Origin of the sequence: Gelidibacter salicanalis (assembly GCF_016469035.1) — a bacterium.
GTDB classification, from domain to species: domain Bacteria; phylum Bacteroidota; class Bacteroidia; order Flavobacteriales; family Flavobacteriaceae; genus Gelidibacter; species Gelidibacter salicanalis_A.
Genome location: NZ_JAEHJZ010000026.1, coordinates 88458 through 102554 on the forward strand (window position 1 = coordinate 88458; position 14097 = coordinate 102554).

Here is a 14097-nt window from a genome sequence, read left to right on the forward strand (position 1 = left end):
CAGCTGTTTACACAGCAATAAACCTCTGTAATTTGGACTAATGGTAACTGGTGAAGATTTTTGTGGCCTCATTATAGGCACTTTCAAAGCTCAAAGCATTGAGATCATTGCTTTGTTTGCTTGTAAAATAGGAGAGCAATTTTTCGGTGGGCATATTTCCGGTCAATTCATCTTTTGCCATTGGACAGCCTCCAAATCCTTGAATGGCACCATCAAACCGATTACAGCCTGCTTTATAGGCAGCATCCACCTTTTCAAACCAAGAGGTTGGTGTGGTATGGAGATGGGCTCCAAACTCAATATGCGGATATTGAGGAATTAAATTGGAAAACAAGTAGTTGATATTCTCCGGATCTGACGTTCCGACAGTGTCACTCAACGACAGGATTTTCACCCCCATCTTTGCCAAATGCTCGGTCCAATTGCCAACTATATCCACATTCCATGGATCGCCGTATGGATTACCAAATCCCATAGAAATATAAACCACCACTTCTTTATGACTTTTATCAGCAATTTCCAAAATCTCACTCAGAGTTACTACAGATTCTACGATGGTTTTATGGGTATTTCGCATCTGGAAATTCTCTGAAATTGAAAATGGATAGCCCAGATAGTTTATTTCAGGATGCACAGATGCATCTTCGGCCCCTCTGGTATTTGCAATAATTGCCAAAAGCTTGCTTTGGGTTTTAGACAGGTCCAGTTTAGAAAGCACCTCAGCAGTATCTACCATTTGCGGAATGGCTTTGGGCGATACAAAACTTCCAAAATCGATAGTGTCAAAACCAACACGCAACAGCGACTGGATGTACTGTACTTTTTTCTCAGTTGGAATAAAGTCCTTGATACCTTGCATGGCGTCGCGAGGACATTCTATGATTTTTACGTGTTGCATCGGTTCAAAGATAGGAATTCATTTGAAGAAGGAATCCTTCCCTATAAAAAAACATTGGAGAAATCGATTTTCAAGGACAGTCAGAACTACCTGTACGTAATTCTTGTTTTGCTTTGTAAAATATTTTAGACGTCCTTGGTAAGGAATGCAGTGTAATCGTCCTGAAACCTTTTTAGTCAATCGTATTGAATGATGTCCTTGCTATTGGAATTTTCGTTTTTATGTTCTCTGTACAGAGAATTACATCGATTAAAATCGATAATTACACAACAATAATATAGAGTGCAATACCTACAAAAACGAGTATTTGGAGCCATTTTAAAAAAACACCGACGCCCTTTTTTTCTAGAATAAGCTTCGAAATCTGACCTGCCATTACTGCAATACTGCTAAAGGTTAGAAAAGAAACGATCATAAACACAAGGCCTAAAATATAGAATTGAGCAACGGTATTTCCTTCTTCATTCCATAAAAACCCAGGAAAAAATGCCAAAAAGAAAATCATAACTTTCGGGTTGACCAAGTTCATGATAACGCCAGTTTTAAAAAGTGATATATATGTTTTCTTAGGGGCTGATGCTGTTAATAAAATGGTGTCATCACTCTGATATACTTTATAGGCTAAATAGAGTAAATAGCAAGCGCCAAGCACTTTTATGCCATAAAAAAGTGATTCTGAAGCTGTAATAATTGCAGAAATACCGAACGCTAATAACGTAGTATGCACAATACAACCACTTATCAAGCCCGCAGTTGTAGCAATCCCGCTTTTGGTGCCATTAATTAACGATTGGGTAAGGACATATATATTATCCGGTCCTGGAGAAATGGCCAGTGCCAGGGTAGCTAATGAAAATGAGATGAGCGTTTCTATCATTGTGAGGTGGCACTGAAAACTTAATCTGTGAGATACTTCATCATTTTATCGTATAAGGTCATTGCGTTTTATGCCCTATTTAAAATTGCTGTATTAATTTCTTTTATCAATTGTGGTCCTTCGTATATAAATCCAGTATACAACTGGACCAAATCAGCGCCTGCATCCAATTTTTCTAAGGCATCATTAGGACTATGAATTCCTCCTACTCCAATAATCGGAAAGGCTTTATTGCTCTTTTCAGCTAAAAACCGAACCACTTCCGTTGCTCTTTTGGTTAATGGTCGCCCACTTAAACCGCCCATTTCATCTTTATTTTCACTTTGCAATCCATCTCTTGAAATGGTCGTATTGGTAGCGATAACCCCGTCTATTTGAGTGATTGAGACGATATCAATAATATCTAAAAGTTGTTCATCAGTCAAATCAGGTGCTATTTTTAAAAGGATAGGTTTTCGGTTTTCTTTCAGGTTATTTTTATTCTGTAGTGTCTGCAACAAATCGGTTAAAGGCTTCTTTTCTTGTAATGCTCGGAGATTTGGCGTGTTTGGAGAGCTTACGTTTACGACGAAGTAATCGACATAATCAAAAAGCGCATCGAAGCAAATCATATAATCGTTGACAGCCTCTTCATTAGAGGTCATTTTATTTTTACCAATGTTACCACCAATTAAAACGTGATTCTTATGGCCTATTGCGGCGTTTTCTTTTAAGCGTTCTACCGCTTCTTCAACCCCGCCATTATTAAATCCCATTCTATTAATGATGGCCGAATCTTCCTTTAATCGAAACACACGCGGCGTCTCATTTCCAGGTTGTGGTTTTGGGGTTACGGTTCCAATTTCAATAAACCCGAAACCTAGATTGGAAAGTTCCTTGTAAAGTTTGGCATCTTTATCAAAGCCTGCTGCAAGACCTACAGGATTTGGAAATTTCAATCCAAACAGTTCCCGTTCAAGAGATTTGTGAGCCACTTGAAAAGTATTTCTAAAAATGCCCGAAAAGCCAGCATTGCTAGCAAATTTCAAAAGTTTAAAAGTAAAGTGATGCACTGCCTCAGGGTCAAAAGAAAAAAGCAGCGGGCGTAGAAGTGATTTGTACATAGATGGTAAAATAAAAAACTACCCAAAGATAGGGTAGTTTTTATATTGATTTAATTTAATCGCTATTATTTAAGGGAAAGGCTAAGTCTTGCAAATAAAAACCGTCCACCAACGCCAAACTGCTGTGCTCTTCTGGACCAATCGAAACGTCCGTCACTACGATTATCATCTGTTCCAGCAGGAGCATTAAACAAGCGATCTGGGTAAATATCCAATAAATTATTGGCACCAACCGTAATCAAAAAACTATCTGTTAAATTATAGCCTACCGAAAGGTCTGTAACTATTTTTGAACTCAATACTTCTTGTAAAGCTATATTTGTTGTTGCTTCCGTAACTTCTCCAAAAAAGACATTCCGCAAGAAGAAGTTAAAATTGCCCGTACTCAACGTATGAGATAAGTTTACTTTGGTTCTTGGAACCGCTTCTTCTAAATATACCCGGCTATCCTCTGGGAAGTAAGTATCTACCTGGTCCGCATTCTCTAGTACACGAGAAGCTTTAATAGCTCCTACTTTCTTTGTTTTTGATAAGGTTGCTGCTAAATCATTTTTTAGGAGCATATCTGTTCCAATAGTCATTCGGTGTGTAAAAACCAAATCTATTCCCTTAGACTCCGTATCAATTGCATTGGCAAAAAACGAAGCTGCGGTAGCATTGGCTTGAGATAATAAATTTGCCAGTTCTGCATTTGCTGCATCTATGGGAACTCCATTGCTATCACGTTTTGGAGAAAATTGGCCCGTGTAAACCACTCTGTCATCTATAGCAACAAAATAGCCATCTAGGGTTATATTAATTCCCACTTCAGGTAATTTTACTGTAAAACCTGCACTAATACTTTTTGAGGTTTCTTGCTTTAGTTCTGGAATGCCCAATAATTTTGCGGCACGGCTATCATTGGCAAAAGTTCCTACTTCTTGTGGATTTCCGTCTTGGTCAAAAATTGTAGAGGTAGAATTAAAGTATAATTGGTGTAATGACGGTGCTCTAAAGCCGGTATTTCCAGCGATCCTTAGGTTTAAGCTTTCGTTCACTTTTAAGAGTGCTGCCACTTTTAAATTGATGGTAGAACCAAAGTCAGAGTAATTTTCGAATCGCGATGCAAGGCTCAACAAAAAGGAATCTGTTATATCAGCTTCCAAATCAATATATCCTGCGACACTGTTACGCCCTCTTTCCACTTCGTTTTTTGGGCTAAATCCAGGAAACACTTGTGAGCCACCTGGCCTTTTGTTTCCAAAAAAGTCAACTGAAGGTTGTTGGCTAGCCAAAGTGATCCCTTCTCCTTGAGCCGTATATTGTAAATAAGATGCTGCTTCACCTGCAAATATTACGTAATTTTCAAGACGATATTCTGCTCCAAATGCGACGTTAAGTCCAGAAAAAATATCTTCATAAAAATGATTAAGATCTAAATTGACTGTGTTTTGCGCAAAATTAAAACCACCGGCATCAAAGGTGGTTGGAGAGGCATTTTGCAGTGACGCATTAAAGGTATTCCCAATGGTGTAGATAAAGGCGTTTTTACCATAAGTATTGCTAAAATCAGTATTCCAATCGCCTAATTTCCCTTTAACCCCAACAGAAAGTGATTGGTCTGTAATGGTCGAATTGATTTCTGGCAAAAATCCGTTAATATAAGCTGGAGTGTAAGTCCGGCTTTGATTGGGCAGACGATAAAACCCTCCCGAATTCCCGGTACGGGAACTCAGTCCTCCAAAAGAATAAATTTCAGAACCATTGTCATCTAAAGGCAAAGAGAAGTTTGTAAAAAATCGACCCCCTCGCACTTCAGATTGCCCCACTCGCATGTTAAAATCCGAACGATTTAGATTTCTACTGGCTAGTTCAGCATCTGTATTATTGGCGCCCAATAGGGTTCGTAAATCGGCTTTGGACGCATTGGGATCAAGATTGAAACCCGCTTGATTTCCGTAGTTTATCACATCATTAACATCGTCATCCAACAACTTAGACAGATCATACCCATCAGCTGAGGCAAAGCGTTCTACAGTGTTATACTTGTTAAAAATATCACCTTCCCATTCTCTCATACGGTTATAATCATCTCGGTAATCAAAATCTCCCGTAAAATTTATATAGCCACCTCTGTCTCCCAGTTTTAAACCATAGTTTGCACTGATATTTGTTGTAGCGCCGTCCACCCCACCAGTTTGTTCATTTGCATTTTTAGTAAAATTGGCACCTGTAGTGATGTTCAACTTCAATTCGTTGGTCGCATTATCGAGCACAATATTGATAACACCTGCAATGGCATCACTACCATACTGCGCTGCTGCACCATCTCTTAACACTTCAATACGTCTGATGGCTGCCGTAGGAATTGCATTCAAATCTGTTCCTACACTTCCCCTACCAAAGGTTCCGTTAACGTTAACCAAAGAAGAGGTATGGCGTCTCTTTCCATTAATAAGCACCAATACCTGATCTGGCCCAAGACCTCTCAAGGATGCTGGATCAATATGGTCGGTTCCATCAGCAATGGTTTGCGTATTGGACGTAAATGAAGGTGCAACAAAATTTAAAATTTGATTGAGATTAACCTGTGGACTGCTTCCCAATATTTCAGACACGTCAATAACATCTACCGGAGCTAAAGAGTTCACGGCAGTTCTGGCAGGGTTTCTACTTCCTACAAGTACAATTTCATTTAAGGACACCCCAGGCTTCATGGTTACATTAAGCGTAGTGCCTTCTACTGTTTCTTCTAAAGTATTATAACCAACATAAGAAAAAATCAATTTGTCTCCCGGCACAGCTTTCACTTCGTATTTACCATCAAAATCAGTTATGGTACCTACCAAGGTGCCTTTAACAACAATTGTGACGCCACTTAAGGGTGCGTTGTTTTCGTCTTTCACAACACCCGTCACTTTTTGGGCGTACATTGAATAAGAAAACATAATCAACAATAATAAAACGTAGTTTTTTCTCATAATACATTGATTTAAAGATTAATTATTAGTAATTATTTTATTAGATTCTATCGTCTCTAAATTTCGAAAATCCTCCAGCAATTCGGCTATAGATCACTTTTCAATAAAACCGTATAGCATGGCTATAAGCTAGATGGAACTCTTTTATTAAAAAATACTAGGGGCTTAATTATAAATTGCAAAAAATCAATAGGGTGAAGTTGACACTTGATCGCAAAAGAAGGTAGGTCTGATTTTAAAAATCCAGTTTTTGCTTGTAATCGAAATAATGCTGCATCTTGCACTATTTTAATTACTTACTAATTGAGTTAATAAATAACTAATTCATTAAATTATATCGTAAAAATAAACGCTTAATACAGAATTATTACATAAATATAAGAAAACAATTGATTGTAGGAGTTAAATTATTTAATAAAGTCGTTAATGTCACCGTGTTATAAGAGGAATATTTACTGAAAATTTTTATAACATTGTCATTGTTCATTTGAATATGCTTTATTTTGCATCATTAAAGAAAAATAATATGATTGATAAGCAACACATCATTAATAGATTTATAAGTTACGTAACTATTGACACAGAATCTGACCCGAATTCTGAAACGACACCCAGCACTGAAAAACAGTGGGATTTAGCACACGCTCTTGTTAAAGAGCTTACAGCTATTGGCATGAAAGACGTTTCTATTGACCAGAACGCTTACATCATGGCTACGCTACCTAGCAATGTTGACCATGAGGTGTCTGTAATTGGATTTGTATCTCATTTTGACACCTCTCCTGATTTTACAGGAGCGAATGTCAACCCTCAAATTATCGAAAAATATGATGGAAAAGACATTGTGTTAAATGCTGAAAAAGATATTATCCTGTCTCCTGATTTGTTTGACGACTTGTTACAGTATACCGGTCAGACATTAATTACCACTGATGGCAACACGCTTTTAGGTGCTGATGACAAGGCGGGAATTACAGAGATTGTTTCCGCTATGGAATATCTTATCCAGCATCCTGAAATCAAACACGGCGAGATTCGTGTTGGATTTACACCGGATGAAGAAATTGGACGCGGCGCTCATAAATTTGACGTTGAAAAATTTGGCGCAGAATGGGCCTATACCATGGATGGCAGTCAAATAGGCGAATTGGAATATGAAAATTTTAATGCTGCAGGTGCTACGGTAAAAGTAAAAGGAACCATTGTACACCCAGGATATGCAAAAGGCAAAATGGTCAATTCTATGTATATTGCTACTGAATTTATCAACTCGCTCCCTATGTTGGAAACACCTGAGCATACTGAAGATTATCAAGGGTTTTTCCATCTTGCAAGCATCCAAGGCAGTGTGGAAGAAACGGTTTTGAAATATATTATCAGAGACCATGATCAGGATCATTTTAATGCGAGAAAGGAAGCCATGCGTCAACTGACCTTCGATTTGAATACACAATACGAAAGAGAAGTAGTAACCATTGACATCAAGGATCAATATTTCAATATGAAAGAAAAAATTGAACCGGTCATGCATATTGTAGACATTGCGGAAGAAGCCATGATTGCCCTTAACATCAAACCGCTCATCAAGCCCATTAGAGGCGGAACAGATGGCTCACAACTAAGTTTTATGGGCTTACCTTGTCCTAACATCTTTGCTGGCGGTCATAACTTCCACGGACGTTATGAATATGTACCGGTAGAGAGTATGATAAAGGCCACTATGGTAATTTGCAAAATTGCAGAATTGACGGCGTTAAGGAAATAAAATTCTTTCTGCTTTCTAGAGTTGCCACAAAGATTAGTTTGTAATAAAAACACACAGATGGCATTTTTGACTAAAATGACTTATTATGGCAAAAATAAATTCGGTTGAAGAGTATTTTGAGGTCCATTCTCAATTTGATGAGGCTCTTGCGATGCTACGACAGATTATCACTACAACAGAATTGGAGGAAACCTTGAAATGGAATGCACCAGTATATGCCCTAAACGGAAAAAACGTATTAGGCCTTGCCGCTTTTAACAAGCATTTCTGTATTTGGTTTTTTAACGGTGTCTTTTTAAGAGATGAACACAATCTACTGGTAAAGGCTCAAGATAAAACCAAAGGTTTACGACAAATGCGCTTTGAGTCTGTTCAGGATATTGACAAATCTATAGTGCTGGCCTATGTAAAAGAAGCTATTGATAACCAAAAATTAGGAAAAGAATTACAGCCAGAGCGCAAAGGGAAAAAAGTAGATATTCCAACACTCTTAGAAAAAGCGTTTGAAACAGACGGTGCGCTTAAAGACTGCTTTAATGCACTCACTCCGGGAAGGCAACGGGAATATGCCGACCATATTGCATCTGCAAAACGTGACGTGACGAAAGCCGCTCGGTTAGAAAAGATCAAACCGATGATTTTAAAAGGCACTGGCCTTCACGATACATACAAAAAACGTTAATACAAAAAAGCCACTTAACAGTGGCTTTTTTAATGCTATACAATTACACAACAATTACTTTGTGGTGGTCGTTGTTGTAGTAGTTGCTGGATCAACGTTGAGTTTACTACTCATCTCCATTGAAATTGCGGAGCGATCAAACTTTATTTTTCCTGCTAAGGTTTCAATAACACAACTGCTATCTTTATCATTTAGGTCGACAATCTTACCGTGCATTCCGCTTTTGGTAATCACTTTGTCGCCTCTTTTCAATTCGCTGGCAAACTTTTTCTCCTTTTTGGCACGTTTCATCTGTGGTGCAATCATAAAAAAATACACTACAGCAAACATTGCTATAAAGGGTAAAAACTGACTTATTCCTTCCATTAATTCTTAAGTATTATTAATCGTGATTATGGCCTTCGTGACCGGGTTGTGTGCTCGATTTACGAACTGGTTGTTGCATAATAGATTGTGCGCCACTTTGAGCAGCAGGCTGCATTGCATTAGCTCCGCCTTCTACCATTGCTTTAATTCTAACTGTTTCTGCACCTTTTTCAGTGTTTGTAGTCATGGTGATTGCTTTTGTAACTAAGCCATTACCTTTGCCGTCAAACTTCACATTGAATTCTCCAGTTTCTCCAGGCGCAACTTGTTTGGTCCAATCTGATGGCACTGTACAGCCACAAGTACTTTTTATATCACTAACAACTAATGGAGAAGTTCCTGTATTAGTATATCTAAAAACAGTTTCTACTGGCGTTCCATTTTGTATTGTTCCAAAATCGTGTTCAGTTTCTTCAAATTCAATCGTCGCGAAGTTTCCTGAGTTAGCATCTCTTGCCGCCGCTTCTGCAACATTTTCTGATTTGATTTTTGCGGTAGCATCCTCTTTACATGACGTAAAGGCCACCAAACATAGTGCGCTAACACCTAACATAATTTTTTTCATCGTATTATTTTTTTTAACTGTTCTATTTAAAATAGATCTAAATGCAAAAATAAGAATAATTTCTTACTACATCAACCCTCGCCCTATTTTATTTAAATCGCCATTTTCAGTGTATTCCTTAACAATCTTATCTAAGATTCCATTAATAAAGAAACTGCTCTTAGGGGTAGAGTACTCCTTTGCAATATCAATATATTCGTTAATGGTTACTTTTACGGGAATGGACGGGAATTTTTGAAATTCGCAAATCGCCATTTGAAGCAACACAGCATCTAAACTGGCAATACGGTCAGCATCCCAATTTTTGGTTTTTGCCGCTACTTCTTGGTTAAATTTAGACTTATTGAGTATGGATTTCTTAAACAAGGTTCTCGCAAATTCTTTATCCTCTGTATCTTTAAAAAGTTTGGGGGTAAAGTAATTTGAGCTGTTTTCCTTTTTTACTTTATTAAGCATTTTGAGAATTCCAGTATTGACTACTGGCAAATCGTCTAACCAAGTCAATCTCTTGTCTTCAATATAATCATAGAGCTTGTCATTAGGCGCTACAATCTCACTGAACACATCTGCTATAAAGTTCTTATCTTCTTTAAAATCAGAAACGGAAGTCGCCATGTACTCTTTATAAAGCGGACTTTCTAAAATGCTCTTAAAGATGATGTCAACATATTCAAAATCGAGATACCAATAATCAATCTTTCGCTTTTCAATCTCAATCTGAAGCGCTCTGTCTTCTTTTAAGAGTTGTAAAACTTCATTATTAATAAATTTTCTGTTGGGATTTTTTTCTTCTTTGGTTGCTAAAATTTTACGCTGCGATTTGTCTTGATAATCTTCAGCGCGCTTTTGTACTTCAATTAAAAGCGATAACATTAAGAGGTGCAAATCATACATGTGATCAAGACTTTGGAGTAAGAACCGCTCGTCTTTTTTGAAATCATCACTTTCTCCACCTTTAAACGCATAAAGGGTTTGCATCACTTTTATACGAATATGTCTTCTGTTTAGCATTTGTAAGAACTTATTAAATTAAAAAAGGCGAAAAGTACATTTGACTTTTCGCCCTGCAAAAATAGTATTAATTTATAACTTCAAAACATATTTATAAGATATATTGCCCTTATTTTGACTTTTCGATTTTTCTTTTGGCAATCCGTTCTTTAGCAGTATTTAGTGCTGCCACATTAGGCGTGGCTCCGTTTGCAGCCGCCCGTTTTAGGATTTCTAAAGTGGTATTATAGATGTTTTCTGTTCTTCGGATAATCTCCTGTTTATCATAGTTTTCAAGTTCAGCGTATACATTAATGATGCCGCCCGCATTAATCAAAAAATCTGGAGCATACACAATCCCTTTTTCTTGCAACATCACACCATGCCTATCTTCAGCCAATTGATTGTTGGCTGCGCCCGCAATAACCTGAGCTTTTATTTTATTTATAGTCTCATCGTTTATGGTTGCCCCGAGTGCACATGGCGCATAAATATCCATAGCTTCATTATACAAATCATTTCCCTTATATATAGCAACCCCATATTTGTTACTCACAGTGTGCAATCGTTCTTCACTCAAATCTGTAATGGTCACTTTTGCTCCTTCTTTAACCAAATACCCAACCAAAGCTTCACCAACATTACCAATACCTTGCACAAACACTGATTTGCCTGCAAGAACATCAGAACCAAATTTATACTTTGCGGCAGCTTTCATTCCCATAAAAACGCCATAAGCCGTAATTGGAGAGGGATTACCTGAGCCTCCTTTACTTTCAGAAATTCCAGTAACGTATGGTGTCACTTCTCTTACCGTATCCATATCTTCAGTGGTCATCCCTACATCTTCAGCCGTAATATATTTGCCGCTTAAAGAGTGTACAAACTCACCAAACTTACGCATCAATTCAGGGGTTTTTTGAGTTTTGGCATCACCAATTATTACCGCTTTGCCGCCGCCTAAATTTAAACCGGTAATTGCAGATTTGAAGGTCATGCCTCTAGAAAGTCGCAATACATCATTTAATGCTTCCCATTCATTGGCATAATTCCACATTCGTGTACCACCTAAAGCTGGTCCTAAAACCGTATTATGGATACCAATTATTGCTTTTAAACCAGTATCTTTGTCATTGCAAAAAACAATTTGCTCATGATTATCAAAAGAAAGTTGTCCAAAGACAGGGTCTGCCTTTGCAATTTCCTTAGCACTTATAACTTTTGAATTCATATAGTTGAATTTAATTCAGGATTTTTAGATTATCTAAAAATTTGGCATAAAAATAAATCAATATTACATTTTTAGCAAAAAAATAGGCGCTAAATTATCATATTGCCAATACGAAACGGCTTAGAATTATAAATGAAAGAATTACAACACGTCAATAAATATTTTTACAAGTACAGATATAAATTACTAGCAGGAATTTTAATAACAATTGTTGCGCGAATATTTCTTCTTTTTACTCCAGAATTGGTAGGTAATTCAATTGATGTGATTGATAATTACAGAAAAGGCATTACTACAGATATTGACGTAGTTAAGAGTGAACTGTTAGTGAATATTCTTTATATCGTTGGCGCTGCAATTATTGGCGGCATCTTCACGTTTTTGATGCGTCAGACCATTATTTATGTGTCACGAGAAATTGAATACGATTTAAAAAATGAAGTGTATCAGCAATACCAACGCCTTTCTTTAGATTTTTACAAATCTAACCGCACTGGAGATTTGATGAGCCGTATCAGTGAAGATGTAGGAAAAGTGCGCGAATATGCAGGACCTGCCTTGATGTATAGCATTAATACGGCAACCTTATTTATTATTGCGCTGGTATTGATGTTCAACTCTGCGCCCACACTAACGTTGTACACTATTATCCCCTTACCGATACTCTCCTACTTTATTTATATTTTAAGTAAAAAGATTCATAAGCGTAGTACCATTGTGCAACAATGGCTTTCCAAACTCTCTACCTTTACCCAAGAAACATTTAGTGGCATAAGCGTCATCAAATCGTACGGCATTGAAGGCACTACCAATGCTGATTTTGATACACTATCTGCTGAGAGCAGACAAAAAAATATTGACTTGGTTAAAATTCAAGCCTTATTTTTCCCTCTGATGATCTTTTTAATTGGGCTTAGCAACATCATAGTTATCTATATTGGTGGTAAACAATATATAGATGGCGAAATTGAAAGTTTAGGGGTGATTGCTAAATTTATCATCTACGTCAACTTACTGACATGGCCTGTGGCTACGGTAGGCTGGGTTACCTCTGTAGTACAACAGGCAGAAGCTTCCCAAAAACGGATTAATGAATTTTTGAAACAAGAACCAACCATAAAAAACAATGTCACTGAACCTTCCCACATTGAAGGCGATATTGAGTTTAACAAGGTCTCTTTCATCTATCCTGACACTAATATTCAGGCGTTAAACAACGTCAGCTTTAAGGTTAACAAAGGAGAAACGATGGCCATTATTGGTAAAACAGGTTCTGGAAAATCAACCATTTTAGATCTAATTGGACGTCTGTATGACGTTTCTTCAGGAGAAATCATAATTGATGGCACCCCTATTGAAAACCTCAACTTAATAAGTTTAAGGGACCATATGGGTTACGTGCCGCAAGATGCATTCTTATTTTCTGACAGTATTAAAAACAACATCATGTTTGGCAAGGAAGACGCAACCGAAGAGGAAGTGATCAACGCCGCCAAAAATGCCGATGTCCACAAAAACATCAAAGGTTTTACCAAAGGCTATGATACTGTTTTGGGCGAACGGGGCATTACACTTTCTGGAGGTCAAAAGCAACGCATTTCCATTGCCCGGGCAATTATAAAAGCACCACAGATTTTGTTATTTGACGACTGCCTTTCAGCCGTAGATACGGAAACCGAAGAAAAAATCCTGAATAACCTTAGAACAGTCACAAAAGGAAAAACAACTATTATTGTAAGCCATAGAGTGTCTTCAGCCAAAAGTGCGGACAAAATTATTGTGCTTGATGAAGGAAAGATCATACAATCTGGCTCACATGACACACTTATTGGTGTGGATGGTTATTACAAAGAACTGTATATGAAACAGCTTACAGAAAACGATTAGGTTACAAAACAAACGCTATGGCATCAACAAGGTTTATTTGCAGACTGAAAGTCTGCTTCGTGAAATAGCCGATAAAGAATGGGAAAAAACACATAATGATTTGTGTACCCGCCTGAACGGACGGGCAGGTTCGTGGCTAAAATATTTATAGAAACTAAAGTAACTGCAATGAATCTCGCTATCGGAAGCAGGGTTTTAACCTTTAACTAGATAATAAGAACTTGGCCCGTTACCTCTAGTTCCCCCAACCATTTAAAGTGCTGTAAAAAAATTCTTCATATTTAGTTAAAAGAAATATCAGAAATTGTTGGTTACTAATCTTTTTTTTTAGATTTTTGGTACGTAAACTGTTACTAATAAAAATAAAAAATCTATGAGTGATCACGGAATGATGGAGAAAGAGGAAATATTCTCTAAAGTATTGCGCGCAGGAAGACGAACCTATTTTTTTGACGTTAGAGCCACAAAAGCTGGAGATTATTACCTTACTATTACTGAGAGTAAAAAATTTACCAATGACGATGGTTCTTTTCACTACAAAAAACACAAAATTTATCTCTACAAAGAAGATTTCAGCGAGTTTAATGAAATTTTAAAGGAAATGACCGATTATGTCATTAATGAAAAAGGAGACGAAGTGATCAGCGAACGTCATCAAAAAGATTTCAAAAAAGACGAGTTTGATTCTGAAGACCAAAATTCAAATTCAGAGCCCGTTAAATCTACGGGAAGCTTTACAGATATCAATTTTGAGGATATCTAAGCCCAAAGAA

At 37.3% G+C, this 14097-nt stretch carries 12 protein-coding genes; 4 read left to right on the top strand and 8 right to left on the bottom strand.

Annotated features, from left to right (window positions below; translation table 11 throughout):
- Positions 1-37: 37 nt before the first annotated feature.
- From JEM65_RS11260 to JEM65_RS11275, 4 genes are all read right to left on the bottom strand, one after another.
- Positions 38-898, bottom strand: a complete 861-nt coding sequence (locus tag JEM65_RS11260; RefSeq protein WP_199599462.1) for a hydroxymethylglutaryl-CoA lyase — start codon at positions 896-898, stop codon at positions 38-40.
- 262 nt (positions 899-1160) lie between these two features.
- A complete protein-coding gene (locus JEM65_RS11265) occupies positions 1161-1775 on the bottom strand; it encodes a LysE family translocator (RefSeq protein ID WP_199599464.1) in 615 nt (204 codons plus the stop codon).
- A 68-nt stretch (positions 1776-1843) separates the two neighbouring features.
- Entirely contained in the window at positions 1844-2878 is a 1035-nt protein-coding gene (locus tag JEM65_RS11270; RefSeq protein ID WP_199599466.1) for a quinone-dependent dihydroorotate dehydrogenase, read from the bottom strand.
- A gap of 65 nt (positions 2879-2943) precedes the next feature.
- Complete coding sequence (locus JEM65_RS11275) at positions 2944-5838, bottom strand: TonB-dependent receptor (RefSeq protein ID WP_199599468.1); 2895 nt, start codon at positions 5836-5838, stop codon at positions 2944-2946.
- Between the two features lie 526 nt (positions 5839-6364).
- Between JEM65_RS11275 and pepT the strand changes: the two genes are divergently transcribed.
- Positions 6365-7603 carry a peptidase T gene (gene pepT / locus JEM65_RS11280; protein ID WP_199599470.1) on the top strand — a complete coding sequence of 413 codons (1239 nt, stop codon included), beginning with the start codon at positions 6365-6367 and terminating at the stop codon, positions 7601-7603.
- A gap of 85 nt (positions 7604-7688) precedes the next feature.
- A complete protein-coding gene (locus JEM65_RS11285; protein WP_199599472.1) occupies positions 7689-8285 on the top strand; it encodes a YdeI/OmpD-associated family protein in 597 nt (198 codons plus the stop codon).
- A gap of 54 nt (positions 8286-8339) precedes the next feature.
- Here JEM65_RS11285 and yajC read toward each other — a convergent pair whose 3' ends face one another.
- From yajC to JEM65_RS11305, 4 genes are all read right to left on the bottom strand, one after another.
- A complete protein-coding gene (gene yajC, locus JEM65_RS11290) occupies positions 8340-8651 on the bottom strand; it encodes a preprotein translocase subunit YajC (RefSeq protein ID WP_199599474.1) in 312 nt (103 codons plus the stop codon).
- Between the two features lie 16 nt (positions 8652-8667).
- The gene (locus tag JEM65_RS11295; RefSeq protein ID WP_199599476.1) at positions 8668-9216 is read right to left on the bottom strand and encodes a DUF1573 domain-containing protein; all 549 of its coding nucleotides are present in this window, start codon (positions 9214-9216) and stop codon (positions 8668-8670) included.
- 66 nt (positions 9217-9282) lie between these two features.
- A complete protein-coding gene (gene nusB, locus JEM65_RS11300; protein WP_233530623.1) occupies positions 9283-10227 on the bottom strand; it encodes a transcription antitermination factor NusB in 945 nt (314 codons plus the stop codon).
- A gap of 109 nt (positions 10228-10336) precedes the next feature.
- Entirely contained in the window at positions 10337-11437 is a 1101-nt protein-coding gene (locus JEM65_RS11305) for a Glu/Leu/Phe/Val family dehydrogenase (RefSeq protein ID WP_199599477.1), read from the bottom strand.
- Between the two features lie 132 nt (positions 11438-11569).
- Between JEM65_RS11305 and JEM65_RS11310 the strand changes: the two genes are divergently transcribed.
- Together JEM65_RS11310 and JEM65_RS11315 are read left to right on the top strand one after the other, a co-directional pair.
- Positions 11570-13324 (top strand): ABC transporter ATP-binding protein, encoded by a 1755-nt coding sequence (locus JEM65_RS11310; RefSeq protein WP_199599479.1) that lies wholly within the window; start codon positions 11570-11572, stop codon positions 13322-13324.
- A gap of 373 nt (positions 13325-13697) precedes the next feature.
- Positions 13698-14087, top strand: a complete 390-nt coding sequence (locus tag JEM65_RS11315) for a PUR family DNA/RNA-binding protein (RefSeq protein ID WP_199599480.1) — start codon at positions 13698-13700, stop codon at positions 14085-14087.
- Positions 14088-14097: the final 10 nt, after the last annotated feature.

Bases quoted from the DNA above. Each gene is read 5' to 3' on its own strand.
- JEM65_RS11260 (WP_199599462.1), bottom strand. From the start codon at position 898: ATGCAACACGTAAAAATCATAGAATGTCCTCGCGACGCCATGCAAGGT.
- JEM65_RS11265 (WP_199599464.1), bottom strand. From the start codon at position 1,775: ATGATAGAAACGCTCATCTCATTTTCATTAGCTACCCTGGCACTGGCC.
- JEM65_RS11270 (WP_199599466.1), bottom strand. From the start codon at position 2,878: ATGTACAAATCACTTCTACGCCCGCTGCTTTTTTCTTTTGACCCTGAG.
- JEM65_RS11275 (WP_199599468.1), bottom strand. From the start codon at position 5,838: ATGAGAAAAAACTACGTTTTATTATTGTTGATTATGTTTTCTTATTCA.
- pepT (WP_199599470.1), top strand. From the start codon at position 6,365: ATGATTGATAAGCAACACATCATTAATAGATTTATAAGTTACGTAACT.
- JEM65_RS11285 (WP_199599472.1), top strand. From the start codon at position 7,689: ATGGCAAAAATAAATTCGGTTGAAGAGTATTTTGAGGTCCATTCTCAA.
- yajC (WP_199599474.1), bottom strand. From the start codon at position 8,651: ATGGAAGGAATAAGTCAGTTTTTACCCTTTATAGCAATGTTTGCTGTA.
- JEM65_RS11295 (WP_199599476.1), bottom strand. From the start codon at position 9,216: ATGAAAAAAATTATGTTAGGTGTTAGCGCACTATGTTTGGTGGCCTTT.
- nusB (WP_233530623.1), bottom strand. From the start codon at position 10,227: ATGCTAAACAGAAGACATATTCGTATAAAAGTGATGCAAACCCTTTAT.
- JEM65_RS11305 (WP_199599477.1), bottom strand. From the start codon at position 11,437: ATGAATTCAAAAGTTATAAGTGCTAAGGAAATTGCAAAGGCAGACCCT.
- JEM65_RS11310 (WP_199599479.1), top strand. From the start codon at position 11,570: ATGAAAGAATTACAACACGTCAATAAATATTTTTACAAGTACAGATAT.
- JEM65_RS11315 (WP_199599480.1), top strand. From the start codon at position 13,698: ATGAGTGATCACGGAATGATGGAGAAAGAGGAAATATTCTCTAAAGTA.